Origin of the sequence: Halopseudomonas sabulinigri, from assembly GCF_900105255.1 — a bacterium.
Classification (GTDB): Bacteria; Pseudomonadota; Gammaproteobacteria; order Pseudomonadales; family Pseudomonadaceae; genus Halopseudomonas; species Halopseudomonas sabulinigri.
This window is the reverse complement of record NZ_LT629763.1, coordinates 272,896-297,376: the sequence shown is the minus strand read 5'-3', so window position 1 is coordinate 297,376 and position 24,481 is coordinate 272,896. Positions and strand designations below refer to the sequence as shown.

The window sequence follows — 24,481 nt, the reverse complement described above, 5'->3', positions numbered from 1 at the left end:
CGCACTGGGCGAATTAAGTGGAGCTCGGCAGTGTGGTCATGTCGTGGACCAGGGTCAAGCACCCTGGCCCACGCAACACGTCCCCTGCCGGCTTAGTCGGCAGAGTTAGCCGTCGACCTCAATCCTCGTGCGGGATAGGATCAGTGCTGCGATCCCAGCCCACCATCAGCACGGTAGCCAGCACGCCCAGTGCCAGACCCGTCCACGGATCGAAAAACGCCAGACCCGCGCCGATCAACAGTACGGTGCCACGCGAGGTGTTGTTGCGCGGGATCGACATGGCCACGTAGGCACAGGCGAACGCGGTAAGCATCAGGGTCAGCGCCAGAGCAACGTACAGCAGTGGCTGCAGGCCGGTGAGCAGCGGCTTGAGGAAGAACAGCACCGGAATGCCCATCATGTAGTAGCTGATCAAGCCACTGTGCAGACTGTCCATGCTGGCTTTACCCTGCGCCCAGCGCTGCACGATGATTACCTGCACACCGGTCCACATGGCGCCCTGGGTGGGGAAGAAAGGTGCAAACAGACCCAGCAGACCATTACGAATACCGACCGACAGATGGGTGCGCGTCGGGTTGATGTCGATGTGTTCGTCGTTGCGTTTGGTCATGCCATCGCGAATCACCTCGTTACCGGTGACGATATCGCCAAACAGGATGACATAAGTAATCACCGCCAGAGGGATGGCCTGCACAAACATCTCGATGCTCGGCCAGCCAATGGCAAAGGGCGACATCTTGGCAAAGGCGTCGGCCACCGGCGGGAACAGAATACCCCACTGCAGGTTGTAGTCGATCTCGCCTACCATGGGGCCAACCAAGGCAGCGACGAAGAACCCCGGCAGCAGGCCCAGCGCCGCAATGAGTGCAATCGCGCGCGACTTCTCTCGCAGCTTCTGCAGCGGTAGCGAAAACGAGAAGATCAGGCACACACCACAGGCCAGGATGATGCTTATTGGCTGGTGCGAGAGAATCGACGGGCTGCTTTCATCACCCACAAACACCCGGTACACCGCGGCGATCGCCGCGCCCAGAATAATGCCGGCCTTCAGCGTGTCCGGTAGCCAGATGACGAACTTTTTTCCCAGCCCGGTGATGCCCAGCAGTATGAGCAGCACCGCAAAATTGAGAGATAGCGCCGTCATGGCCTGAAAGCGACTGACCGGGTCTTCATAACCGGTCAGCACAAAGGTCAGCACCAGCGGCAGCGCCGGAGTGATCCAGCCGGGGGCGTAGGGTTCGCCGAAAAAGATCAGCGCTGAGCCGATCAGAATGGAGTGAATCATCGATACGGCAATGGCTTCTTCGAAGCTCAAGCCAAAGGCACCGGTCATGATGGGCACCAACGCCAGCCCGGTCGCCGCTGCTACAAAGAAGCCCTGCAGCGCTTCCTGCCAGTGGAATCGGGTGTGGTAGAACGGCAAACGAAAGGTAAAGGGGCCCCAGCGCCAGCCGGGTTGTTCGGGGTGAGCCATTGCATTCTCCGTGTCGATGATTATTGTTTTTGTAGCGGGCAGTCGAGCCGCCCTTTGTTACCGCACTTCTTGGCGCATTATGCCCAGACGAGACGCTCTACGTCAGCGGTTGCGGCGCCTATCACCCCGACCGATGGCATAACGTTGTTCTCGCTTATGTTGCTCTGCCCGAAGCAACCTATTCGCCTGTTACCTGCTCCGCCGCCAGACGCTTGGCGGTTGCCTCCGGCGAGCCGGTACCCCGGGCGAGAAAACTGTAGAGCACCGGGATGACAAAAAGCGTTAGCAGCATCGACATGCTCACGCCGGAAATCACCACAATGCCGATGACCGAGCGGGTTTCCGCCCCGGCGCCAAACGCCAGCACCAGCGGCACGGCGCCGGCCACCGTGGTCACACCGGTCATCAGAATTGGGCGCAAGCGCAAGACACTGGCCTCGGTCAGCGCTTGATCAAAGTCCATACCCTGATCACGCAGCTGGTTGGCAAATTCGACGATGAGAATGCCATTCTTGGCCGCCAGGCCAATCAGCATGACCAAACCAATCTGGCTGTAGAGGTTCAGCGTATTGCCGGTGAGCCACAGGCCCAGTAGCGCGCCGCCAATCGCCATGGGCACGCCCAGCATGATGATCAGCGGGTGCACGAAACTCTCGAATTGCCCCGCCAACACCAGAAATACCACCAGCAGCCCAAGGATGAAAATAAACACCATCGAGCTGCCGGCGTTACGCAAATCCAGCGAGTCACCCTTGTAATCCAGTACCAGGGTTTCCGGCAGCAGCTCGCGCGCCATCTGCTCGACCTGTGTCAGGGCCACGCCCAGCGGCACGCCTTCGGCGAGTGAGGCACTGATGGTGATGGCGCGTGAGCGGTTGTAACGGTTAAGGGTGGTGGAGCCGGCCGTGTCGCGCAGGGTGATCAGATTGGACAGCGGTATCAGCTCCCCACTGGTATCGGAGCGCACGTAGATGTTTTCCAGCGCCGCCGGGCTGCGTTGCTGGCTGCGTTCGCCTTCCAGAATCACATCGTACTCTTCGCCATCGTCGATGTAAGTGGTCACCCGCCGCGAGCCAAACATGGTCTCCAGGGTACGCCCCACCACGCTGATGTTCACCCCTAGATCGGCCGCGCGGTCGTAGTCGATATCGACCTGCAGCTGCGGCTGGTTTTCCTTGTAGTCGGTATCGATGTTCTCCAGGCCCGGGTTGTCCTGCTGGATTCGCGACAACAGCAGATCGCGCCACTCGGCCAACTCGTCGTAGCTGCCGGCGCCGCCGATCACCAGTTGGAAAGGTTGTAACTGCTGACCACCAAAGCCCTGGCGCATGATCGGGAATACCCGTACCCCGGTCAGATCGGCCATGTCGCGCTGTACTTGCTGCATAATCTCCCAGCCGGAGCGGCGGCGCTCCCAGTCATCCAGCACCACAATGACCATACCTGTGTTGAAGGTGGTGACCCCGCCAAAGGAGCGCGGCGCCCGCACTAGCATGCGCGTAACCTCGCCGCTGTCGACATACTCCGACATGCGCGCCTCGATCTCGCCCATGTAATCGTTCATGTACTCGTAAGTAGCACCCTCGGGGCCGTTGACGATGATGAAAAAGGTGCCACGATCCTCACGCGGGGTGTATTCGCTGGGCAGCGTCTGGAATAGCCAGCCAGTGCCGGCCGCCAACAACACAAACACTACCAGCGCCAGCCAGCGTAGCCGTAACACCGCGACCAGCAGACGCCGATAGACTGCGCGACTGTGGTGCAGTATCCGCTCTACCGCGCGGCTCAGGCGTCCCTCATCGTGGGGCTTGAGTACCTTGGCGGCGAGTACCGGCGAGAGTGTGAGCGCAACAAAGCTGGAGAAGGCCACGGCCGCCGCCATGGTCAGGGCAAACTCGGAAAACAGGCGCCCGACATCACCCTGCAAAAAGGCGATGGGTACAAACACGGCGATCAGTACCAGGGTGGTCGACACCACCGCGAAGCCAACCTGACGCGTGCCGTAAAAGGCCGCTACCAAAGGCGTTTCATCCAGCTCGTCGATGCGTCTGCGAACGTTTTCAAGAACGATAATGGCGTCGTCGACCACCAGCCCGATAGCCAGCACCAGCGCCAGCAAGGTCAGCAGGTTGACGGTAAAACCAAACAGCAGCAGAGCAATAAAAGTCGCCATGATGGAGACCGGCAGGGTCACCGCTGGCACCAGAATCGCCCGCGGACTGCCGAGGAAGATGAAAATCGCGATCACCACCAGCACCAGTGCAATCAGCAGGGTGCTGTAGACCTCCTTTACCGCGCCCTCGATAAAAATCGCGCTGTCGTAACTGGGCAGAATCTGCATGCCTTCAGGTAGCGTCGGGTTCAGCTCATCGACCAGTTGCTTGGAGCTGCGCGACACCTCCAGCGTGTTGGCGGTGGATTGCCGCGTCAGGCCAATGCCGACCATAGGTACGCCGTTGCCGCGAAACAGGTTGCGGCTTTCCTCAGTACCCCGCTCGACCCGCGCCACTTCGCCCAAGCGGACCAGATAGTTATCGTCGCCGCGGGCGACCACCAGCCGGCTGAATTGCTCGGCGTCATTGAACGCGCGCGTGACGCGCACGGTGAACTGGCGATTGATCGATTCCACCGAGCCCGCCGGCAGCTCCACGTTCTCGCGGCGTAGCGCCTGCTCGACATCCTCGGCGGTGAGATTGCGCGCCGCCAGCGCCTGGGCGTCGAGCCACACACGCATGGCAAAGCGCTGCGACCCGCCAACCTGCACCCGTGCCACACCATTGAGTGTGGAGAAGCGGTCTACCAGATAGCGCTCTGCGTAGTCGGTGAGTTCAGGCAGGCTGAGGCGGTCGCTGGTCAGATTCCACCAGACGATGACATCCTCGTTGGCGTCGAGCTTCTGTACTTCCGGCGGGTCGGCCTCGACCGGCAGGTTGCCGGCGGCGCTGGAGACACGGTCGCGAATATCGTTGGCTGCTTCGTTGATGTCCTTGTCGATGGCGAAGCGCACGGTAATCTGCGAGCGGCCATCTTCGCTGCGCGCCTCGATAAACTCGATCCCTTCAATGCCGGCGATGCGCTCTTCGATCACCTGGGTAATCTGCGAGTCGACCACGCTGGCGTTGGCGCCAACGTAGTCGGTCTCGATGGTCACCACCGGCGGGTCGATGTCAGGGTACTCACGCAGTGGCAACTCGTTGAACGCCACCAGGCCGAAAATCACCAGCAGTAGTGACAATACGGTGGCAAATACGGGCCGCAGAACAGCGGTATCGGAAAGAATCATGGCCGCTGCCGCATCAGGGCGTCGCCGCCGCGTTGAGCGCCGGCCGCACTGATTCACCTGCAGCCACTTCAGCCTTGATCAGCACCGGCTGACCGGAAACCAAGCGAAAGCCACCGTGGGTCACCACCCGCTCACCTAACGCCAACCCAGAGGTAATCTCTACCAACCCAGGCAGCCGCTCACCTATGGCTACCCGCACGCTCTGTGCGTGCAGTGCCCCGGACGAGCCTTCAATACGCATGACGAACTGCTTGTCGCCCAGCGGCAACAGCGCTTCTTCTGGAATAACCAGAGTCTGGCGCGGAGCACTGGCCACACTGACGCTCATCAGCATGCCGGCGCGCAGCAGGCGCTCCTCGTTATCCAGCTCGGCGCGCACGCGAATAGCCCGCGTGATCGGGTCTACCCGGTTGTCCAGCGAAACGATACTCCCGATGAAGCTACGTTCAGGGAAGGCACTGGCAACGGCGATGATTCCCAGGCCCGGTCGCAGCTGCGCCATGCGGGTTTCCGGAATGCTGAAATCCAGTTTCATGACACTGTCGTCCAGCAGCGTGGCAACCGGCATGCCCGGCGACAGCAATGTTCCGATACTGATCTGCCGCAACCCCAGTACGCCGGCAAAGGGCGCCTTGATCAGGCGGTCTGCCAAACGCGCTTCAACGGCGCCGAGGCGCGCCTGGGCCACTTCAAATTCGCGCTGTCGACCATCCAATTCCTGCGCCGAGACAAACTTGTTATCCACCAGCTGACGGGTGCGCTGCAACTGACGACGGGCATCGTCCAACGCCACCCTGGCCTCCTCCAGCTCAGCCACCTGCTCGCGGTTGGTCAGCTCGACCAGTACTTCGCCGGCAGCCACTCGCTGGCCGTCATCAAAATGGATGCGTGAAATGGTCGCCGAAATCGGGCTGGTCAACTGCGCTGACTCGTTCGCCTGGAGGGTACCGAGCGCCTGGATATCGCTGTTCAGGGTGCGCTCCTCCACCGCCGCCACTATGACCGGCAGCCGCGCGACCTGAGCGACAGCCAAAGGGCTAAAGAACCCAAACAGCAGCGCAACCAGGTTATTTTTATTCTTTGAAAACATTGAGCTACCCATGGTTACTCATGTACTAACGCAACTATCCAGAGCGCCCCACTGGCTTAAAGCACTTCGTCGAAGAACTGCCGCATCGCGGCGAAGGCCCGCTTTGCTACCACAGGATGGTATTCGGCCTTGCCAGGCATTTTTGCGTAGGGGTCGGAAAAGGAATGCACCGCACCGCCATAACTGACCAATTGCCAGTCTACGTTGGCGTTGCGCATTTCGTCCTCAAAGGCCAATACCTGCTCCTGCGGAACAAAGGGGTCATTGGCGCCATGCAGCACCAGCACCGGCATCCTGATCGCCTTGGCGTCAGCCGGTTCGGGCGTATCCAGGTTACCGTGGAAAGACACCACGCCCTTGATCTCGGTGCCAGACCGCGCCAGCTCCAGCACCGTGCCGCCGCCAAAACAGAACCCAATAGCCACCAGATTGTCGGTCTGTAGCGGCACGCTAGCGGCCTGCTCGCGCAGCACCTGCAGTGCAGTATTCACACGGTGACGCATCAGCGGCCGGTCTGAGCGCACCTTGGTGGCAGCTGCACCAGCCTCGTCAGCGTTGGCCGGACGAATATCCTTACCGTACATGTCCGCGACGAAAACCACGTAATCGGAACCCGCGACTTTAGCGGCTTTCTCCGCGGCCTGCTCGGTGACGCCCATCCAATTGGGCACCATCAGCACGCCAGGGCGCGGCTCGGTGATGCTGTCATCAAATACCAGCAGCCCCTCATACGCCTCGCCATCAATCTCGTAAGCCACGTTCTGCACAGTCATCTCGGCTTGCGCCATGCTGGCCAGCCCGGTCATCACCAGTGTGCTCAGGGTCTTTTTCATCTGCCATCTCCTTTCAGCATCCGCAAGAAAGGCCCAAGCATAACCCCATACACATAAAAAATGCCTGCTTGCGCAGGCATCATTCGTAACATTGTCTGTGGCGACTGGCGCGGTGCACGCCAATCGCCTTCGGCCGCTTAACGGCTAAGCTCAACCAACAGGCTGTTGAGACGGCGCACGTAGGCAGCCGGATCCTGCAAGGACTCGCCTGCGGCCAGTGCCGCCTGATCGAACAGGATGCGGCTGAGGTCGCCGAACCGCGCCTCATCCTGCTCCGCGTCCAGCTTGTCGAGCAGCGGATGGCTGGTGTTGATCTCAAGAATCGGCTTGCTCTCCGGCGCCTTCTGGCCGGTAGCTTCGAGAATCTTGCGCATCTGCAGGCCCATGTCATCCTCGTTGATCACCAGCACCGCCGGCGAATCGGTCAAGCGATGGGATACGCGCACTTCCTGCAGCTCATCCTTGAGGACATCCTGAATACGCTTGACCAGATCGGCCTTGGCTTCGGCCTGCTTTTCCTGCTCCTGTTTGTCTTCTTCGCCTTCCAGCTTGCCGAGATCCAGGTCACCGCGCGCAATGTCGACAAACTGCTTGCCGCTGTACTCGGTCAGGTGGCTCATCAGCCATTCGTCGATACGGTCGGTCAGCAGCAGCACTTCGATTCCCTTCTTGCGGAAGATCTCGAGGTGCGGGCTGTTCTTCACTTGGTTGTAACGCTCGCCAGTGAGGTAGTAGATCTTGTCCTGCCCCTCGACCATACGCTCAAGGTAGGCGTCCAGGCTGACTACTTCGCTGTCGTCGTTCTGCTGGGTAGAGGCAAAGCGCAGCAGGCTGGCGATTTTTTCGCGGTTAGCGAAGTCTTCCGCCGGGCCTTCTTTCAATACGCTGCCGAAGGCTTTCCAGAAGGTCGCATACTGCTCTGGCTCGTTCTTGGCCAGTTTGGCCAGCATATCCAGTGTGCGCTTGGTCAGCGCCGACTTCATGCTGTCGATCGCCGGGTCTTTCTGCAGAATCTCCCGCGAGACGTTCAACGACAGGTCGTTGGAGTCCACCACACCCTTGATAAAGCGCAGGTACAGCGGCAGGAACTGCTCGGCGTCGTCCATGATGAATACGCGCTGCACATACAGCTTGAGGCCGCGCGGTGCTTCACGCTGATACAGATCAAAGGGCGCACGACCCGGCACGTAGAGCAGGCTGGTGTATTCCAGCTTGCCTTCGACCTTGTTGTGGCTCCAGCTCAGCGGGTTCTCGAAGTCATGGGCAACGTGTTTGTAGAACTCCTGATACTCCTCGTCCTTAACCTCGGTACGCGGGCGAGTCCAGAGCGCGCTGGCGCGGTTGACGCTTTCCCACTCGGTTTCTGCTGGCTTGTCGGCCTCTTCACCGTGGTGTTGCTTGGGCAACTCGATGGGCAGGGAGATATGGTCGGAGTATTTGGTTACCACGTTGCGCAGACGGAAACCATCGGCAAACTCGGATTCGGTGCTCTTGAGGTGCAGTACGATACGGGTACCACGCTCGGGCTTCTCGACGGTAGCAATGCTGAACTCGCCCTCACCGGCCGACTCCCAGTGCACACCCTCACCGGCGCTCAAACCAGCGCGGCGGGTAAACACCTCGACCTTGTCGGCAACGATGAATGCACTGTAAAAGCCCACACCAAACTGGCCAATCAGGCTGGCGTCTTTCTTCTGGTCGCCGGTCAGCTGCTGCATAAATGCTGCGGTGCCAGATTTGGCAATGGTACCCAGATGATCGATCACTTCCTGACGCGACATGCCGATGCCATTGTCTTCGATGGTCAAGGTGTTGGCTTTCTCATCGGCGCTGATGCGAATGCGCAGATCGGGCTGATCTTCGAGCAGCTCGGGGTTGGCGATCGCTTCGAAGCGCAGCTTGTCGGAAGCGTCGGACGCATTGGAAACCAGCTCGCGGAGGAAAATCTCCTTGTTCGAATACATCGAATGGATCATGAGATGCAGCAGTTGCTTCACCTCAGTCTGGAACCCGAGCGTTTCCTTTTGGCTTTCCACGGTCATGTCGAATTGTCTCCATAGCGTTCAGTTGAAACGTGGCCCTACCTCGTCAGGAGATAGGGCCGGCAATGGAGAGGAAATGGGGGCTGGCTGTCGTTTTTCAAGGCCCGCCATTACGACAGGCGAAAATTCCGTCAGCGCGTGCGGGTGCGCAGGCGCTCGATATCCACCGGATGGAACTGAAAATCCACCTGGTTGGCGCCCTGCGGCAGCGCCAGTACCACGCGTTTGTCAGCGGTGACCGCCTTGAGTACTCCGGCGAACTCCTTGCCTGCAGTAGTGGTCAGCCGCACCGGCTGGCCAATGAACAACCGCGGTTCATCCAGCAGCGCAAGCACGCTGATGTCCTGCCATTCAGGCTTGATAACCGGCGGCGGTTCAGGTGCCGGCGCTGGGACTGGCGCCACCACGGCCGACTTGCCTAGCCAGCTGGGCTGACCATCCAGCAGCACACTGCCGCTCAGGCGCGTACCGAACTCGCTAGGCAGGTGCAGGTGCACGATCATCTGCGTGCTGGAACCCTGTGCCGAGAAGGCCAGGCTCATGCTGTAGGCGCCGTCCAGGCGGCGTAGGCCTGGCTGCTCGAGGGCGCCGGTGTACCACTGCAGGACCATTTCGGGCCACGGCCCGACGTCGCCCGGCAACAGGTCAATGGCCGTTCCCTGCAGCAAGGATGTCGCACGATCAAACTTGACCACCAGCGAGCGACGGGTGCGCTCACCTACCTTTTCCGCGAAGATCAGGTGCTTGCCCTGCCAACGAACCTCGGTGGGGATAAAGGGCTGATCCATCAGGGTACCGCTGAGCGCGCTGTCGTCCGGTTGCTGCACCCACTGGCCCGACACCAGCCGATCAAATTGCTCCGGCTGCTCTCGATAGAGCAAAGCCAAACCGCCCAGACTGATCAGGATACCCAGCAGCAACAGCAAGCGAGGCGGCCTGAGGTAGCCCTTGCCCCGCAAGACCAGGGTCACCACCGGCGCCACCAGCGCGACCACAAACAGCCCTACCGAGAGGTTGCGACTGGCCAGGGCCAGCCATACCCAGGCGACCAGAAAGACAACTGCACCACCCAGAATCAACAAGGCTTCCATGTCTGTGCACTACTCCCCTACCAATGCTAATCGAGCTTGAAATGTGCCCTGGCCGTTGCAATCGGCTCTTTTGAACGTGTCTGCCAGGCGGTAATCGCCACATTGCCCACGCGCCGGCCCTGCCGCCACACCTGACAGGTTGCAAACGTATCACGGTATAACCCGGCCCGCAGGTAATCTACCGAGAAGTCGATGATTTTGGGAAACACCGCACTGTTCATGAAGATCATCAGGTGCAACATGGCAGACTGCTCCATAAAGCCCGCAATCACGCCACCGTGCAACGCTGGCAATACCGGGTTACCGATATTGTCTTCAGACTTGGGCAGGCGAAACACCGCTTCATCGCCCAACCGGGTTACTTCCATGCCGATCATGCTGGCATACGGAATCAGCCTGACCAGCGGGCTGTAATCACCGCTCTGGTGCGAGCTGGCAACGACCTCCTGCACTTTCAGCTCATCCAGGTTCATGGCTTTCAGTTCGTCCAAACTCATACTGCGCCCCCATCAACCTTGCCGTTCAAGCCACCCTGCTCCGCCGCCTTACCCATGCGCATAAAGGTGCCCACAACATGGGCAATGGGTTGCTCGCGGTCCTCCTGATAGGCCACGCCACGCGTGAAGATCACCGTGGGCGTCACGCGGTAGCACTCGGCAAAACCGAAAATAGGTTTGCCGGGCTCGGCAGGCCGCATGTAGTCGATTCGCAGATCCAGCGTCGGGCAGATTTCAAAGCTCGGTAGATAGCAGACGGTCGAGATGCCGCAGCAGGTGTCCATCAAGGTGGTGATGGCGCCGCCATGAATCAGCCCCGTCACCGGGTTACCCACGATTTTATCGCTGTAGGGCAGTTTGATGATCAGGCCGTTTTCATCGGCCTGCTCGACGCTCAAACCCAGATGCTGACAGTGCCGCAGCACAGACAGAAAGTTCTGCGCCCGCTCTTGAATACTACTCATTGCTCATCCTGCTATTTGCTGTGCCATTGGCATTCAAACGCGGCTTGTTGATCGCTGCGCCATAAGGGTGAGCATAGTACCCAGATCACAGTTTTGACTCCAGAAACTGCAGGCAACGGAACTTCACGCCGCGCACACGGCCTATATGCCTGACATTCAACATCATCAGTATGGAGAATTACGATGAAAAAATTAGCCGTAGCAGCTATCTTGATGGCGGGCATGGGTCTGTTGGCAGGTTGCCAGGATGAGCCCGAAGACAAGATGGAAGACGCAGCAGATTCCGTTTCTGACGCCATGGAAAACATGGGTGACGCCGCCGAGGAAACCGGCGATGCCATCGAGCAGAAAGCCCAGGAAGCGCAGTAATACCTATAACAAGCACGTAAAGATAAGCCTGTTTTCATCATAAGGAGATTAAGATGAAAAAACTGTTTGCAGCTGCGATGTTGGTGAGTGCCGTCGGCCTGGTAGCAGGTTGTCAGGATGAGCCCGAAGACAAGATGGACCGCGCCAAAGAAAATGTTTCCGAAGCCGTGGACAACATGGGTGACGCCGCCGAAGAGACCGGCGATGCCGTTGAGCAGAAAGCCCGTGAAATGACCGGTAACGAGAAGACCACTGGCGAGGTCATTGAAGACAAGATGGATGCCGCTGGCGAGAATATCGAAGAAGCCTACGATACCTCCGCTGATTACGTGGAAGACAAGGGTGAAGCGGTGAAGGATGCTGCCGTTGAGTCTAAGGAGTCCATGGAACGCGCCATCGAAGAAGAGTAACAGAACCGATTGCGGGCAAGCCCAAGGGCTTGCCCGCATTCCGTTGCAGTCCAGCACCATACCCACCCCGGCACCAAACCCCTTCTCGACTTATTGATCAACCCGGCCTGGCTCCAGACCGTTACCGCGCCTAACGCATGGCCGGCAATACCAGCATGATCAGGCAGCAGATAAACCCCACCCCCCAGACCAGACTGCGCAAGGTCGAACGATCTGCCAAATACAACAGCGTATAAAGTACGCGGGCAACGATAAACAAGCCTGCCAGCAGGTTGGCCAGGCTACCCACGCTGCCGGTCGACTGCACCACCAGCACCGCAGCGGCAAACAACGGAAAGGCCTCAAACATGTTGTTGTGCGCGGCCATCGCGCGAGCACCCCAGCCAGTCAATGCCGCCTGCTGCGCGCGCGGGTGGCTGTTGTCGTAGCCCTTGTCACCGCTACGCGCCATGGCCATAGCGACCGGCACCTTGGTAAACACCAGCAGCAATGCGGCAAAGAACAAACACCAGAGCATAAAACTCATTCGACCTTCTCCTGATTAACCGGTGACGCGATGGGGGCCGGGCTGAACATCATGATATCCAGCACATCGGAATGGAACTCACGGCGATAGAGTACCAGCACCACACCCGCCGTGGTCAGAATGAACAGCAAAGGATTGATAAACCAGGTCAGGGTACCCAGTGCGAAGTAGTAGGCCCGCAGCCCGAGGTTGAACTCGTTACCGGCCATCGACAGCACCCGTGCCATGCGCTCGGCATAAGCATTTTTTTCTGCTTCGGTCACGTTCTTCTCGCCCAGCAACGGCGCCGAACCCAAGAGAACCGAGGCAAAGTTGTACTGGCGCATACCCCAGGAAAAGGTGAAGAAGGCATAAACGAAGATCGCCATCAGCACCAGCAACTTGAGTTCAGAAATCTCGCGACTGACCTGCGCCACAAATGGCAGCTCGTGCAGCAGATTCTGCGCGCGGTCGGTCGCACCCAGCACCGTGATCAGACCCGCCAGAATCAGCAGCGTGCTGGAGGCAAAAAAGGAAGTATTGCGCTCCAGATTACCAATCACGCTGGCGTCCGACATGCGCTGCTCACGCAGCAGCAGGCGATTCATCCAGTCACGTCGATACAAGTGCAGAACGCTGGCAAGACAGGCGGTATCACGCCCCTTGTGCTGTGCGTAGTAGGTGTAACCTACCCAGCAGAACAGAAACCAGCTGATGGCCAACAGATTGACCCAAAGACTACCCGCATCCGGAAACGACTGCATCTACACTCCCTGCGCTCATTGAAAAACGGTCTTGTTAACACTTTGCTGTATCAAGCCGCGCCGCGCCGCAATCCACCATGGCGCAGATACTCCACCAGTATAGCCAGCATCAGCGCCACCAGAACTGGCAGCAGCCAGCCGAGGCTTTGGCCCGCCAGCGGCAGCGCGTCAGACCAGCCACCCTCCGCCGCCATCAGGCCAGCTGCCTTGAGGCCATCGATCACACCAAACACCAGGGTTACCAGCATCACCGGGCGGAAGATATTCTGCGGTCTGGCCCACCCCGCGCCCACCAAGCTCAGACACACCAACACAATAGCCAACGGATACAAGCCCACCAGCACCGGAATGGACACTTGAATCAAGGAATCAAGCCCCTGATTCGCCACCAGCATGCTGAACAGCCCCAAAACCCACACTACCTGTGCGTAGCTGGCCGGCAGCAGCTTGCTGAAAAACTCGCCGCACGCGGTCAGCAAGCCCACGGCCGTCGTCATACAGGCCAGTATGATGACCACCGCCAGCAACAGGCTACCCGCCGTGCCAAAACGAAACTGCACATACGCCGCCAGAATGTCGCCGCCGTTGGCATCGGCAGCCACCAGCTCACTGCTGGTGGAGCCAAGATAGAACAGGGCCAGGTACACCAGCGACAGTCCCAGCGCCGCCACCAGCGCAGCCATCACTGTGTACCTGGTGATCAGACGCTCGGTACTGACACCACGGTCACGAATAGCCGTGGTAATCACGATGCCAAACACCAGAGCGCCAAGCGTATCCATGGTCAGGTATCCCTGCACGAACCCTTTGAGCATCGCGCCATCGTGATAGCCGGTGCTGACAGCGGCCATCTCGCCGGCTGGAAAGAGCACCGCCGCCAGGCCTAGCAGGGTAAGCCCTAGCAATAGGACCGGCGTGATGAACATACCCACACGCTGTACCAGTTGGCCCGGCTTGAGTGCCAGGAAGATGACCGCAGCGAAGTAGAGGACGCTGTAGCACAGCAGGGTGAGCCACGTGTCCTGTACAAAAGGCACCAGACCCAGTTCGTAAGACACCACAGTGGTCCGCGGCGTGGCAAACAGAGGTCCAATGGCGAGGTAAACCGCTACGCTCAATACCAGTCCTGGCCAGCGCCCGAGTGGCGTAGTCAACTCAGCCAGGCCACCGCCTACCCGCGCGAGCGCAATCAGCGTCAACAGCGGCAGGCCAACGGCGGTGAGCATGAAGCCCAGTGCGGTCGGCAGCATGTGCTCGCCCGCCGCCAGGCCGGCACTTGGCGGGAATATGACGTTACCGGCCCCCAGGAACAAGGCAAAGGTCATGAAACCCAGCGCCAGTAGGTCGAATGATTTCAGTGTTTTCATCGCTTTTCAGTTACCTGTCTACTGCACGAGTACTACGTCCCTGCGCCTCGAACGCGTTAAGTGATACCGGCTCAGTCGCAGTCGAACTGCTCCCAAAGCGCGGTGTGAATTCGTTTACCGTTGACCGCCAGGTCTCTGTTCGGTTTTGGCACCTGCTCTACCTGGCCCGCCACTACCGCATCAAACAGCTGGGCAGCGCCCAGTTGCTCGGTATCGCAGTCGCCTTGCAAATCAATACTCCCGACCTGCCCCCACTTACCATCAGCCGACTGTCGCCACAGCACCGGGTGCGGGCCTGACGCCGCGTTATGCTTCAGCAACAGGTACTGCACGGGGCCGTGATCGCTAAGCTGCAGTTGCCAGATCAGACAGGCGTTGCGCGCCTTCAGATCAGCGGAGCAGCCGGCCAAGACCGGGTAATCCACGAGTTTTTCCTGAAGCCCCTGCGGCAATGCCACATCGGCAGGAAATACCGGCAAACCCTCGACGATGGCCAACAACGCCTCGCCGGAGCTGCCATCGGTGCGCTCCAGGGCATCGCGTGCGAGCGCGGCGCGCACCGCCACCGCACTGCCTGGCTCGCCCGTCTGCTTGGCCAACTGCAGTAGCGCCACGGTGCCAAAACGGCCGCCGTCGCGCGCCAGGAAGCGCACCAGTGCCGCGTTATCCAGCTCAGGCTCTGCCAAGCGCGCCATCTGACTACCAACACTGATACGCCGCGGATCCAGTGGCCCGCCAAGCATCAGCAAGATGCCAAGCACTACCAGTGCAGCCGCATAGCCGCTGGTTATTCGCAACCAGGGCGATCCGGGCGAGCTAACAACCCGCAGCGCGTGCAGCAGATAACCCAGCACCATGACGGCCAGCACCAGGTTGACGAAGATGGCCCAAATGCGCGCAGGCGTAAGGCCGTACTGCTCAACCCGCAACCCCAGCGCATAACCGGCGACTGCAACCATCGGCAACAGCGACAGAGCACCGGCCAGCATCACCCAGCCAAACCAGCGGCGCGAAGACCTTGGCCCATCACCAGCCTGTACACTCAGAATCAGCAGCAACAGATTCAGTGTGACAAACCACAACAACAGATTGGCCGCATGCCCCGTGGCCAATAACGTACCAACACCCTGCATAAGCCAGCTGAGCACAAAACCGACACTCAACAGCACAGCCAGCGGGAACAGCCAGCCGCACAACCGACCCGCCCGATCCGATAAATAGTCGGAAACGCCGTGATGGCGTACCGCTAGCGACACACCGTGCGAGAACACCAGCACACTGAGCGGAATGGAGAACCAACTGCGTTCGATGAGCTCCTGCAAGAACTCCAGGCCAATCAAACCAAACAATGCCGAGGCCGACATCAACACCGCCCAGAACAGCCCCAGCACCAGGGCCGCCTGCATCAGTAACTGGGCGTTTTGCTGCAGCGCCTGCATCCAACGCGCGTGCGTAACACGCGCCCCGCGCTGATACAGCGCCAGCGCGGGAAGCAGCAGAAACAGCGCCAGTCCAAGAATCAGCGCCGGCATCAGGTAGTCTTCCAGGTTACTTGGCGACCAATCTGCCTGCAGCACCGCGCCGTTGCTGGCCAAACCGCTCACGGTCAGCCCCTGATACAAGCCCACTGCCGCCGCCAGCAAGGCGATAGCAAAGCTAATCAGCCAGCGCCGTACCGTCAGCGCCTGGCTTGCGCAATAAAACGCAAAGGGGAAAAACAGCATGAGCATGAACAGCGGAATGAAGGCCGCTGCGTGGCTCGCAGGCCATACAGCCTGCTCAGCCGCTTCGTACAACCCATAGGCCAACACGGCCTGAAAACTACCTACCATCAAATGCAGGCTGTTGATGCGGTCAAACCCCGGCATCGTTTAATCCTTATGTATTGCTCGGCCGTAAAACAGCGGGTGTCTGCTGGTTATAGCTCAGTTGGCGCCGGGTTGCCCTGCCACCGAAATAGGGGGATTGGAAAAACAAAACCCCGCCTTGGCGGGGTTTTGCTCACCATCTGATGCGCTCAGATGTTTACTTCATTGCCCAGCCGGTCAGCTCGGACAGTGCCTTGCCGATGTCGGCCAGCGAACGCACGGTTTTTACACCAGCGTCTTCCAGCGCGGCGAACTTCTCGTCGGCAGTACCCTTGCCGCCGGAGATGATCGCGCCAGCGTGCCCCATGCGCTTGCCTGCCGGAGCAGTTACACCCGCAATGTAGGACACAACTGGTTTGCTGACATTGGCCTTGATGTAGGCGGCAGCTTCTTCTTCTGCGCTACCACCGATCTCGCCGATCATGACGATCGCTTCAGTGGCCGGATCCTTCTCGAACATTTCCAGAATGTCGATGAAGTTGGAACCCGGGATCGGGTCACCACCGATACCAACACAGGAAGACTGACCGAAACCGGCGTCAGTGGTCTGCTTGACGGCTTCATAGGTCAGGGTGCCGGAACGGGACACGATACCAACCTTGCCTGGCAGGTGAATGTGACCGGGCATGATGCCGATCTTGCACTCGCCGGGGGTGATGACGCCCGGGCAGTTGGGGCCGATCAGGCGCACGCCCAGCTCGTCACAACGTACCTTGGCATCCAGCATGTCCAGGGTAGGAATGCCTTCGGTGATGCAGACGATCAGCTTGATGCCGCCGTTGGCTGCTTCCAAGATGGAGTCCTTGCAGAACGGCGCAGGAACGTAGATCACGCTGGCGTCAGCGCCAGTGGCTTCTACGGCTTCACGTACGGTGTTGAAAACCGGCAGGCCCAGGTGCGTAGTGCCACCCTTGCCTGGGGTAACACCACCAACCATCTTGGTGCCATAGGCGATGGCCTGTTCGGAGTGCATGGTGCCCTGCGAGCCGGTGAAGCCCTGGCAGATTACCTTGGTGTCTTTATTGATCAGGATGCTCATTATTTACCCTCCGCGGCCTTGACGACTTGCTGGGCAGCGTCGGTCAGACTGGTTGCAGCGATGATGTTCAGGCCACTTTCGGCCAGTACCTTGGCGCCGAGATCGGCGTTGTTGCCTTCAAGGCGAACGACCACAGGGACTTTAACGCCCACTTCCTTCACCGCGCCGATGATGCCTTCGGCAATCATGTCACAACGAACGATACCGCCGAAGATGTTGACCAGAACCGCAGCGACGTTGGAGTCGGACAGAATGATCTTGAAGGCTTCGGTAACGCGCTCTTTGGTCGCGCCGCCGCCCACATCCAGGAAGTTGGCAGGCTTGCCACCATTCAGGTTGACGATGTCCATGGTACCCATGGCCAGGCCAGCGCCGTTCACCATGCAGCCGATGTTGCCTTCAAGGGCAACGTAGTTCAGTTCGAACTTGGCAGCGTGGGCTTCGCGCGGATCATCCTGTGACGGATCGTGCATGGCGCGCAGCTTGGGCTGGCGGTACATGGCGTTGCCGTCGATGTTGATCTTGGCATCCAGGCAATGCAGATTGCCGTCTTCCTTGATCACCAGCGGGTTGATTTCCAGCAGCGCCAGATCGTAGTCAGCAAACAGCTTGCCCAAGCCGACGAAGATATTGGTGAACTGCTTGATCTGATCGCCTTTCAAACCCAGCTGGAATGCCAGGTCACGGCCTTGGTAAGGCTGCGGGCCAACCAGCGGATCGATGGTAGCTTTGAGGATCTTCTCGGGGGTTTCTTCAGCCACTTTCTCGATTTCAACACCACCTTCGGTGGAGGCCATGAAAACGATACGGCGAGTGGAACGATCGACTACGGCGCCCAGATAAAGCTCTTGAGCGATATCAGTGCAGGATTCAACCAGAATCTTGCTGACAGGCTGACCGCTGGCGTCTGTTTGGTAGGTTACCAGACGCTGGCCCAGCCACTTTTCGGCGAAGGCTTTGGCTTCTTCTTTGCTCTTGACCAGCTTTACACCACCAGCCTTACCGCGACCACCAGCGTGAACCTGCGCCTTGACGACCCACATATCGCCGCCAATCTTGTCACACGCTTCTGCCGCGTCTTCCGGAGTGTCAACAGCGAAGCCCTTGGATACTGGAAGACCGTATTCAGCGAACAGCTGCTTCCCCTGATATTCGTGAAGATTCATGCTTATCTACCGTTTTGATCGTGTAGGAATTACTTTCTAGCCGCCACTCTGCGAGTTGCCGCCACCAATGCCGCCTGCCGGAAGCCTGTCAGCCCGAACATGGTAAACACTACATACCATCCCAGGGTTACATTTTGTAACCACTGGCGCAGCTAATGCGTCGGGAAACCTTTTCCAGCCAGCTGACTGACCACCTCGTTGTGGCCTGACCGATTACTCGGTCAAAGTTATTCGTTGCGAAAACCAGACGGTCATAGAGTAACCGCCTGGTCTCTGGATCGCTATATTAACGCTTCTTGCGGTTGGCGATGTGAATCGCGTGACCATTGACCGCCAAAGCCGCTTCATGCAGCGCCTCGGACAGGGTCGGGTGGGAGAACACCATCATGCCCAGGTCTTCGGCGCTGGTGCCGAATTCCATGGCAATCGCGCCCTGCTGCACCAGCTCCGCCGCGCTTGGCCCGATCACGTGAACACCCAACACCCGGTCGGTCTTGGCATCGGCAATCATCTTCACCATACCGCCGGTATCGTTGGCGGCCACTGCACGGCCGCTGGCGGCAAAGGGGAATACGCCGACGTTGTACTCGACGCCTTCGGCCTTGAGCTGCTTCTCGTTCTTGCCGACCCAGGCGATTTCCGGGTGAGTGTAGATTACCGAAGGGATCAGATCGTAGTTCATGGCTGCCTTGTGACCGGCGATGCGCTCTGCAACCATCACACCCTCTTCCGAGGATTTGTGCGCCAGCATAGGGCCACGCACCATGTCGCCCACGGCATAGACGCCAGGTACGCTGGTAGCGCAGTAATCGTCCACAAACACCATGCCGCGCTCGTCCAGATCAACACCGCAATCGGAGGCCAACAGGTTTTCGGTGTAAGGACGGCGACCAACCGCGACAATCAACTTGTCAAAGGTCAGTTGCTGTTCGCCTTCAGAATCGGAGAAGGATACCACCACCTGCTTGCGCTTGATCTCGGTGCCGGTAACGCGGGCGCCCAGACGCACCTGCAGACCTTGCTTGGTGAAGGTCTTGAGTGCTTCCTTGGCAACCTGCTCATCGGCCAGACCGAGGAAGGTATCCAGGGCTTCAAATACCACAACCTCAGCGCCCAGACGACGCCATACCGAACCCAGCTCAAGACCAATAACGCCGGCGCCGATAACGCCCAGCTTCTTGGGTACGCTGGTGAAGTCCAGTGCGCCGGTAGAGTCAACGATGATGTCGTCGGTCAGCGGTGCTGGCGGGATATTGATCGGTACCGAGCCGGAGGCCAGGATGACGTTTTCAGCGTCGATGACACTGGTGGTGCCATCCGGCGCCGTGACTTCAACTTTCTTGCCTGCCAGCAGCTTGCCGTGACCTTCGATGCTGGTCACGCCGTTGGCTTTGAACAGAGTGGAAACACCGCCAGTGAACTGCTTGACGATCTTGTCCTTGCGCTCGACCATCGCCGGGACATCCATATTGATGCCCTTGATGTCGATGCCATGAATCTTGAAGCCCTCTTTCGCTTCATGGTATTTCCAGGTGCTGTCGAGCAGCGCCTTGGACGGGATGCAACCCACGTTCAGGCAAGTGCCGCCCAGTGCCTGCTTGCCATCCTTGCCCACATACTTTTCGATACAGGCGGTTTTCAAACCCAGCTGTGCGGCGCGAATTGCCGCGACGTAACCGCCAGGGCCCGCACCAATGACTACCACATCGTATTTCTGACTCATAACCAAATCCTCTGTTGGCAGCAATAATCCGAAGGCTGCTCAGCTCTTTGCCAAGCTGAGCAGCGCCTAATGTTGCCGCTGAAAGCGTGCAGCCTTAATCAGACGTCCAGAATCAAACGTGCCGGATCTTCCAGCAATTCCTTGATAGCGACCAGGAAGCTGACCGCTTCCTTGCCGTCGATCAGGCGGTGATCGTAGGATAGTGCCAGATACATCATTGGCAGAATGACCACCTGACCGTTCTCGGCCATGGGGCGTTCCTGGATCTTGTGCATGCCGAGAATCGCGGCCTGCGGCGGATTGACGATGGGTGAAGACAGCAGCGAACCGAATACGCCGCCATTGGAGATGGTGAAGGTACCACCGGTCATCTCTTCCATGGTCAGCTTGCCGTCGCGCGCCTTGCGGCCGTAATCGGCAATGGTGCCTTCGATCTGCGCCAGGCCCATGTGCTCGGTGTTACGCAGGATAGGTACAACCAGGCCACGGTCGCTGGACACGGCGACGCCAATATCCTGATAGCCGTGGTAAACCACATTGTTACCGTCGATAGAGGCATTCACCGCAGGGTAACGCTTGAGCGCTTCGGTAGCGGCCTTGACGAAGAAGGACATGAAGCCCAGGCGGACACCGTCGTGCTTCTTCTCGAACAGATCCTTGTACTTCTTGCGCAGGTCCATGATCGGCTTCATGTTGACTTCGTTGTAGGTGGTCAACATCGCCATGCTAGACTGGGCGTCGACCAGACGCTCGGCAATCCGCGCACGCAAACGGGTCATGGGCACGCGCTTCTCGACGCGATCACCCTCGCCTACCGCTACCGCAGCGGGTGCAGCAGCAGGCTTGGCAGCCGGCGCAGCCGCTGGCGCGTTCTTCTTGGCTTCGACGGCGTTCAGTACGTCTTCTTTGGTAACGCGTCCGCCTTTGCCAGTGCCGGCAATGTCGGCGGCAGCCAGGCCATTCTCTTCTGCCAGCTTGCGCGCCGCCGGAGATAGCATGGGCTCGTCAGCAGACTCGGCCGCGGCCGGAGCAGCTTCGGCCTTGGCTTCTGCGGGTTTGGCAGCCGGTGCCGACGCAGCTTCGCCGTCTTTCAGACTACCCAGAACTTCACCGCTCAACACAGTGTCGCCTTCGGCCTTGGCGATGTCGCCCATGACGCCGTCAGCTTCGGCCAGTACTTCCAGCACAACCTTGTCGGTTTCAATGTCGACGAGCAGGTCGTCACGCTTTACCGCATCGCCCGGTTGCTTGTGCCAGGTAGCGACTGTGCCGTCAGCAACCGATTCCGGAAAAGTAGGGGCCTTGATTTCAATAGCCATTGTCGATCCTTATAAATTCTCTGTTGTCGCCGGTGCTCAGGCAGTAAAAGCGTCTTGCAGGAGCTTTTCCTGCTGTTCCGCGTGCATGGAAGGATGGCCGCAGGCCGGCGCGGCAGAAGCCTCCCGTCCAGCGTAGTCCAGATACAGATTTTTGGTCTTGTGCTCACCAAGAACCCGACGCATATGGTGCTGACTGCAATACCAGGCGCCCTGGTTCATCGGCTCTTCCTGACACCAGACCACCTTTTTCAGGTGCTTGTAAGGTGCCAATACCTCGCCGAGGTCGTCTTCCGGGAAGGGATAGAGCTGCTCGATGCGCACGATGGCGATGTTGTCGAGCTCTTCCTTGCGGCGCTTCTCAAGCAGGTCGTAATAGACCTTGCCGCTACACATGACCACGCGATCGACCTTTTTCGGATCGAGCGCATCAACCTCGGGGATCACGGTCTGGAACGAACCTTCAGACAGCTCCTCCAGGGTCGAGGTAGCCAGTTTGTGACGCAGCAGCGACTTGGGCGTCAGTGCAATCAGCGGCTTACGCAGCGGACGGATCACCTGACGGCGCAGCATGTGATAAACCTGCGCTGGCGTGGACGGCACGCAAACCTGGATGTTGTGCTCGGCAGACAGTTGCAGGAAGCGTTCCAGGCGAGCCGAGGAGTGCTCAGGCCCCTGCCCTTCATAACCGTGCGGCAGCAACATGGTCAGACCGCAGAGACGGCCCCACTTGTGCTCGCCACTGGTGATGAACTGGTCAACCACTACCTGAGCGCCGTTGAAGAAGTCGCCGAACTGGGCTTCCCAGACAACCAGCGCGTTAGGCGTAGTCGTCGCGTACCCATATTCGAAGGCCAGCACCGCCTCTTCCGACAGCAGCGAGTCATAGATATCAAACCGCGGCTGGTTGTCGCTCAGCTTGCGCAGCGGCACGTAGGCACGACCGTCGTTCTGGCTGTGCAGCACGGCGTGGCGATGCGAGAAGGTGCCGCGGCCGACGTCCTGACCGGTAATACGAATCGGGTGACCTTCGTGCAGCAACGTCGCGTAGGCCATGGTTTCAGCGAAGCCCCAGTTCAGTGCCAGCGCGCCGGCCGCCATCTTGCGACGGTCCTCGACGATTTTGCTGACCTGACGCTGCAGCACCAGACCGTCCGGCAGATCAGTCAGCTTGTTGGCCAACTCCTGCAGGGTTTTCAGATCGAAGCTGGTGTCGTGACGCGCGGTCCACTTGTGATTCAGGTACGGGGCCCAGTCGACGAAGGAGCTGCTATCAGGCTCCTTGACCAGGCTCTTGACCACGTGGTCGCCATTATCCAGCGCGTTGCGGTACTCCTCGAAGTACTCCTGAACATCTTCCTTGCTCAGCACACCTTCACCGACCAGACGGTCAGCGTAGATTTCACGCGTAGTGGCGTGCTTGGTGATGATGTCATACATCAGCGGCTGGGTACCGGAGGGCTCATCCGCTTCGTTGTGACCACGACGACGGTAGCAAACCAGATCAATGACCACATCACGCTTGAACTGCATGCGGTAATCAACGGCCAGCTGGGTAACAAAGAGCACGGCTTCCGGATCATCACCATTCACATGGAAGATCGGCGCCTGAATCATCTTGGCTACGTCGGTGCAATACTCGGTAGAGCGCGCATCGTCCTGACGGCTGGTGGTGAAGCCCACCTGGTTGTTAACCACGATGTGGATGGTGCCACCGGTCTTGTAGGCACGGGTCTGGGACATCTGGAAGGTTTCCATCACCACGCCCTGGCCGGCAAATGCCGCGTCGCCATGGATGCTGATCGGCAAAACCTTGTCGCCAGTAGTATCCAGACGGCGATCCTGACGGGCGCGCACCGAACCTTCGACCACCGGAGAAACGATCTCCAGATGTGACGGGTTGAATGCCAGCGCGAGATGCACTTCGCCGCCGGAGGTCATGACGTTGGAGGAGAAGCCCTGGTGGTACTTGACGTCACCGGAGCCCATATCAACCTTTTTCTTGCCTTCGAACTCGTCGAACAGGTCGCGTGGGTTCTTGCCCAGGGTGTTGACCAGCACGTTCAGGCGGCCACGGTGGGCCATACCCAGCACCACTTCCTGAGTGCCGTATGAACCGGAGCGCTGAATGATTTCGTCCAGCATGGGAATCAGGCTTTCGCCGCCTTCCACACCAAAGCGCTTGGTACCCGGGTACTTGGTGCCCAGGTACTTTTCCAGGCCTTCTGCTGCGGTCAGACGCTCAAGCAGGTGACGCTTGGTATCAGCGCCCAGCTGCGGACGACCGCGCACGCTCTCCATGCGCTGCTGAAACCAGCGGCGCTGGCTGGAATCAACGATGTGCATGTACTCGGCGCCAAAGTTCGAGCAGTAGGTGGTCTTCAGCCCTTCCAGGGTGTCACGCAGGGTGGCTTCGCCTGTGCCGAACTGCAGTTCACCGGTACGGAACACGGTGTCCAGGTCAGCTTCGGTCAGATCATAATCAGACAGCGTAAGGTCCGCGATCTCTTCGCGCTTCCACAACCCAAGCGGATCGAGCGTTGCAGCCTGGTGGCCACGCATGCGGTAGGAGTGAATCAGGCGGAGAACATCGACCTGCTTTTTCTCGTGTTCGGTACTGACCTGGCCAGCGGCGGCCTGAGGACGTCGGTTACCCTTGGAAAGCAGGAGAAAATGGTCGCGAATGGCGGAATGAGGGACATCTGATCCGGCATGGCCGTTAACCTGGGGCAGTTTCTGGAAATAGCTGCGCCATTCTTCGGCAACGCTGTTCGGATCTTGCAGGTAGAGCTCGTAAAGCTCTTCAACATAGGATGCATTCCCACCGGATATGTGAGACGTGCTCCACAGCTGCTGCATTTCGCTGTCTGGCATGCTTGGTCACCCTGTTATGGGGACACCATCTGGCGCAAAGACCATTAATTGGCAAATACAACTCTGCCATCCGCGCAGAATATGTTTGGTGGTATCGGAGCAGTGTCGCTGCTTCCTACCTTGCTGCCACATATTCCGTCATAACGGAAAATTGCCGGCCCCGACAGATAGTTCGGGTGTTACCCGATTGCCCCTGTTGGTTTAGGTACATACAAACCGCGGCTTTTTGAGCTAGCGGTCCGTCTTAAAACTGTCCGACCCCTTGTAGCAGGGGTCGGCTCAGGCCAACTTAATGCAATTACAGCC

19 protein-coding genes are annotated in these 24,481 nt (G+C 59.1%); 2 read left to right on the top strand and 17 right to left on the bottom strand.

Translation table 11 applies throughout. From position 1 onward, the window contains the following. Positions 1-118: 118 nt before the first annotated feature. The 8 genes from BLU26_RS01265 to BLU26_RS01230 all read right to left on the bottom strand — a co-directional run bounded on the left by BLU26_RS01265 (position 119) and on the right by BLU26_RS01230 (position 10,774). Entirely contained in the window at positions 119-1,474 is a 1,356-nt protein-coding gene (locus tag BLU26_RS01265) for a hypothetical protein (protein WP_092283145.1), read from the bottom strand. A 178-nt stretch (positions 1,475-1,652) separates the two neighbouring features. Next, on the bottom strand, positions 1,653-4,757 hold the full coding sequence (locus tag BLU26_RS01260) for an efflux RND transporter permease subunit (RefSeq protein WP_092283144.1): 3,105 nt from the start codon (positions 4,755-4,757) through the stop codon (positions 1,653-1,655). A 13-nt stretch (positions 4,758-4,770) separates the two neighbouring features. Next, positions 4,771-5,847, bottom strand: coding sequence for an efflux RND transporter periplasmic adaptor subunit (locus BLU26_RS01255; protein WP_157719267.1), 1,077 nt, complete (start codon positions 5,845-5,847; stop codon positions 4,771-4,773). A 56-nt stretch (positions 5,848-5,903) separates the two neighbouring features. After that, positions 5,904-6,680: a dienelactone hydrolase family protein gene (locus BLU26_RS01250; protein ID WP_092283142.1), complete on the bottom strand. Its 777-nt coding sequence runs from the start codon at positions 6,678-6,680 to the stop codon at positions 5,904-5,906. Positions 6,681-6,817: 137 nt separating this feature from the next. Next, positions 6,818-8,722 carry a molecular chaperone HtpG gene (gene htpG / locus BLU26_RS01245; RefSeq protein ID WP_092283141.1) on the bottom strand — a complete coding sequence of 635 codons (1,905 nt, stop codon included), beginning with the start codon at positions 8,720-8,722 and terminating at the stop codon, positions 6,818-6,820. A gap of 131 nt (positions 8,723-8,853) precedes the next feature. Beyond that, positions 8,854-9,813, bottom strand: coding sequence for an LSm family protein (locus tag BLU26_RS01240; RefSeq protein WP_092283140.1), 960 nt, complete (start codon positions 9,811-9,813; stop codon positions 8,854-8,856). 26 nt (positions 9,814-9,839) lie between these two features. After that, on the bottom strand, positions 9,840-10,286 hold the full coding sequence (locus tag BLU26_RS01235) for a PaaI family thioesterase (protein ID WP_092288306.1): 447 nt from the start codon (positions 10,284-10,286) through the stop codon (positions 9,840-9,842). A gap of 20 nt (positions 10,287-10,306) precedes the next feature. Next, entirely contained in the window at positions 10,307-10,774 is a 468-nt protein-coding gene (locus BLU26_RS01230; RefSeq protein WP_092283139.1) for a PaaI family thioesterase, read from the bottom strand. A 183-nt stretch (positions 10,775-10,957) separates the two neighbouring features. Here BLU26_RS01230 and BLU26_RS01225 point away from each other — a divergent pair, with 183 nt between their 5' ends. Further along, complete coding sequence (locus tag BLU26_RS01225; protein WP_092283138.1) at positions 10,958-11,143, top strand: hypothetical protein; 186 nt, start codon at positions 10,958-10,960, stop codon at positions 11,141-11,143. 53 nt (positions 11,144-11,196) lie between these two features. Beyond that, complete coding sequence (locus tag BLU26_RS01220) at positions 11,197-11,553, top strand: hypothetical protein (protein WP_197674516.1); 357 nt, start codon at positions 11,197-11,199, stop codon at positions 11,551-11,553. A gap of 130 nt (positions 11,554-11,683) precedes the next feature. Here the strand turns inward: BLU26_RS01220 and BLU26_RS01215 are convergent, their stop codons facing one another. The 9 genes from BLU26_RS01215 to BLU26_RS01175 form a co-directional block, all read right to left on the bottom strand. Then, positions 11,684-12,079 carry an MAPEG family protein gene (locus BLU26_RS01215; RefSeq protein WP_092283137.1) on the bottom strand — a complete coding sequence of 132 codons (396 nt, stop codon included), beginning with the start codon at positions 12,077-12,079 and terminating at the stop codon, positions 11,684-11,686. Continuing rightward, entirely contained in the window at positions 12,076-12,822 is a 747-nt protein-coding gene (locus BLU26_RS01210; protein ID WP_092283136.1) for a DUF599 domain-containing protein, read from the bottom strand. The genes BLU26_RS01215 and BLU26_RS01210 overlap by 4 nt, the downstream gene beginning before the upstream one ends. A gap of 50 nt (positions 12,823-12,872) precedes the next feature. Continuing rightward, complete coding sequence (brnQ, locus tag BLU26_RS01205; protein WP_092283135.1) at positions 12,873-14,189, bottom strand: branched-chain amino acid transport system II carrier protein; 1,317 nt, start codon at positions 14,187-14,189, stop codon at positions 12,873-12,875. Between the two features lie 71 nt (positions 14,190-14,260). Then, positions 14,261-16,057: a DUF4153 domain-containing protein gene (locus tag BLU26_RS01200; RefSeq protein WP_092283134.1), complete on the bottom strand. Its 1,797-nt coding sequence runs from the start codon at positions 16,055-16,057 to the stop codon at positions 14,261-14,263. 157 nt (positions 16,058-16,214) lie between these two features. Continuing rightward, a complete protein-coding gene (sucD, locus tag BLU26_RS01195) occupies positions 16,215-17,096 on the bottom strand; it encodes a succinate--CoA ligase subunit alpha (RefSeq protein ID WP_092283133.1) in 882 nt (293 codons plus the stop codon). Beyond that, a complete protein-coding gene (sucC, locus tag BLU26_RS01190; RefSeq protein WP_092283132.1) occupies positions 17,096-18,262 on the bottom strand; it encodes an ADP-forming succinate--CoA ligase subunit beta in 1,167 nt (388 codons plus the stop codon). The genes sucD and sucC overlap by 1 nt, the downstream gene beginning before the upstream one ends. Before the next feature lie 286 nt (positions 18,263-18,548). Then, positions 18,549-19,985, bottom strand: coding sequence for a dihydrolipoyl dehydrogenase (gene lpdA / locus BLU26_RS01185; RefSeq protein ID WP_092283131.1), 1,437 nt, complete (start codon positions 19,983-19,985; stop codon positions 18,549-18,551). A gap of 98 nt (positions 19,986-20,083) precedes the next feature. Beyond that, the gene (gene odhB / locus BLU26_RS01180; RefSeq protein WP_092283130.1) at positions 20,084-21,304 is read right to left on the bottom strand and encodes a 2-oxoglutarate dehydrogenase complex dihydrolipoyllysine-residue succinyltransferase; all 1,221 of its coding nucleotides are present in this window, start codon (positions 21,302-21,304) and stop codon (positions 20,084-20,086) included. A gap of 36 nt (positions 21,305-21,340) precedes the next feature. Further along, a complete protein-coding gene (locus tag BLU26_RS01175; RefSeq protein ID WP_092283129.1) occupies positions 21,341-24,175 on the bottom strand; it encodes a 2-oxoglutarate dehydrogenase E1 component in 2,835 nt (944 codons plus the stop codon). Positions 24,176-24,481: the final 306 nt, after the last annotated feature.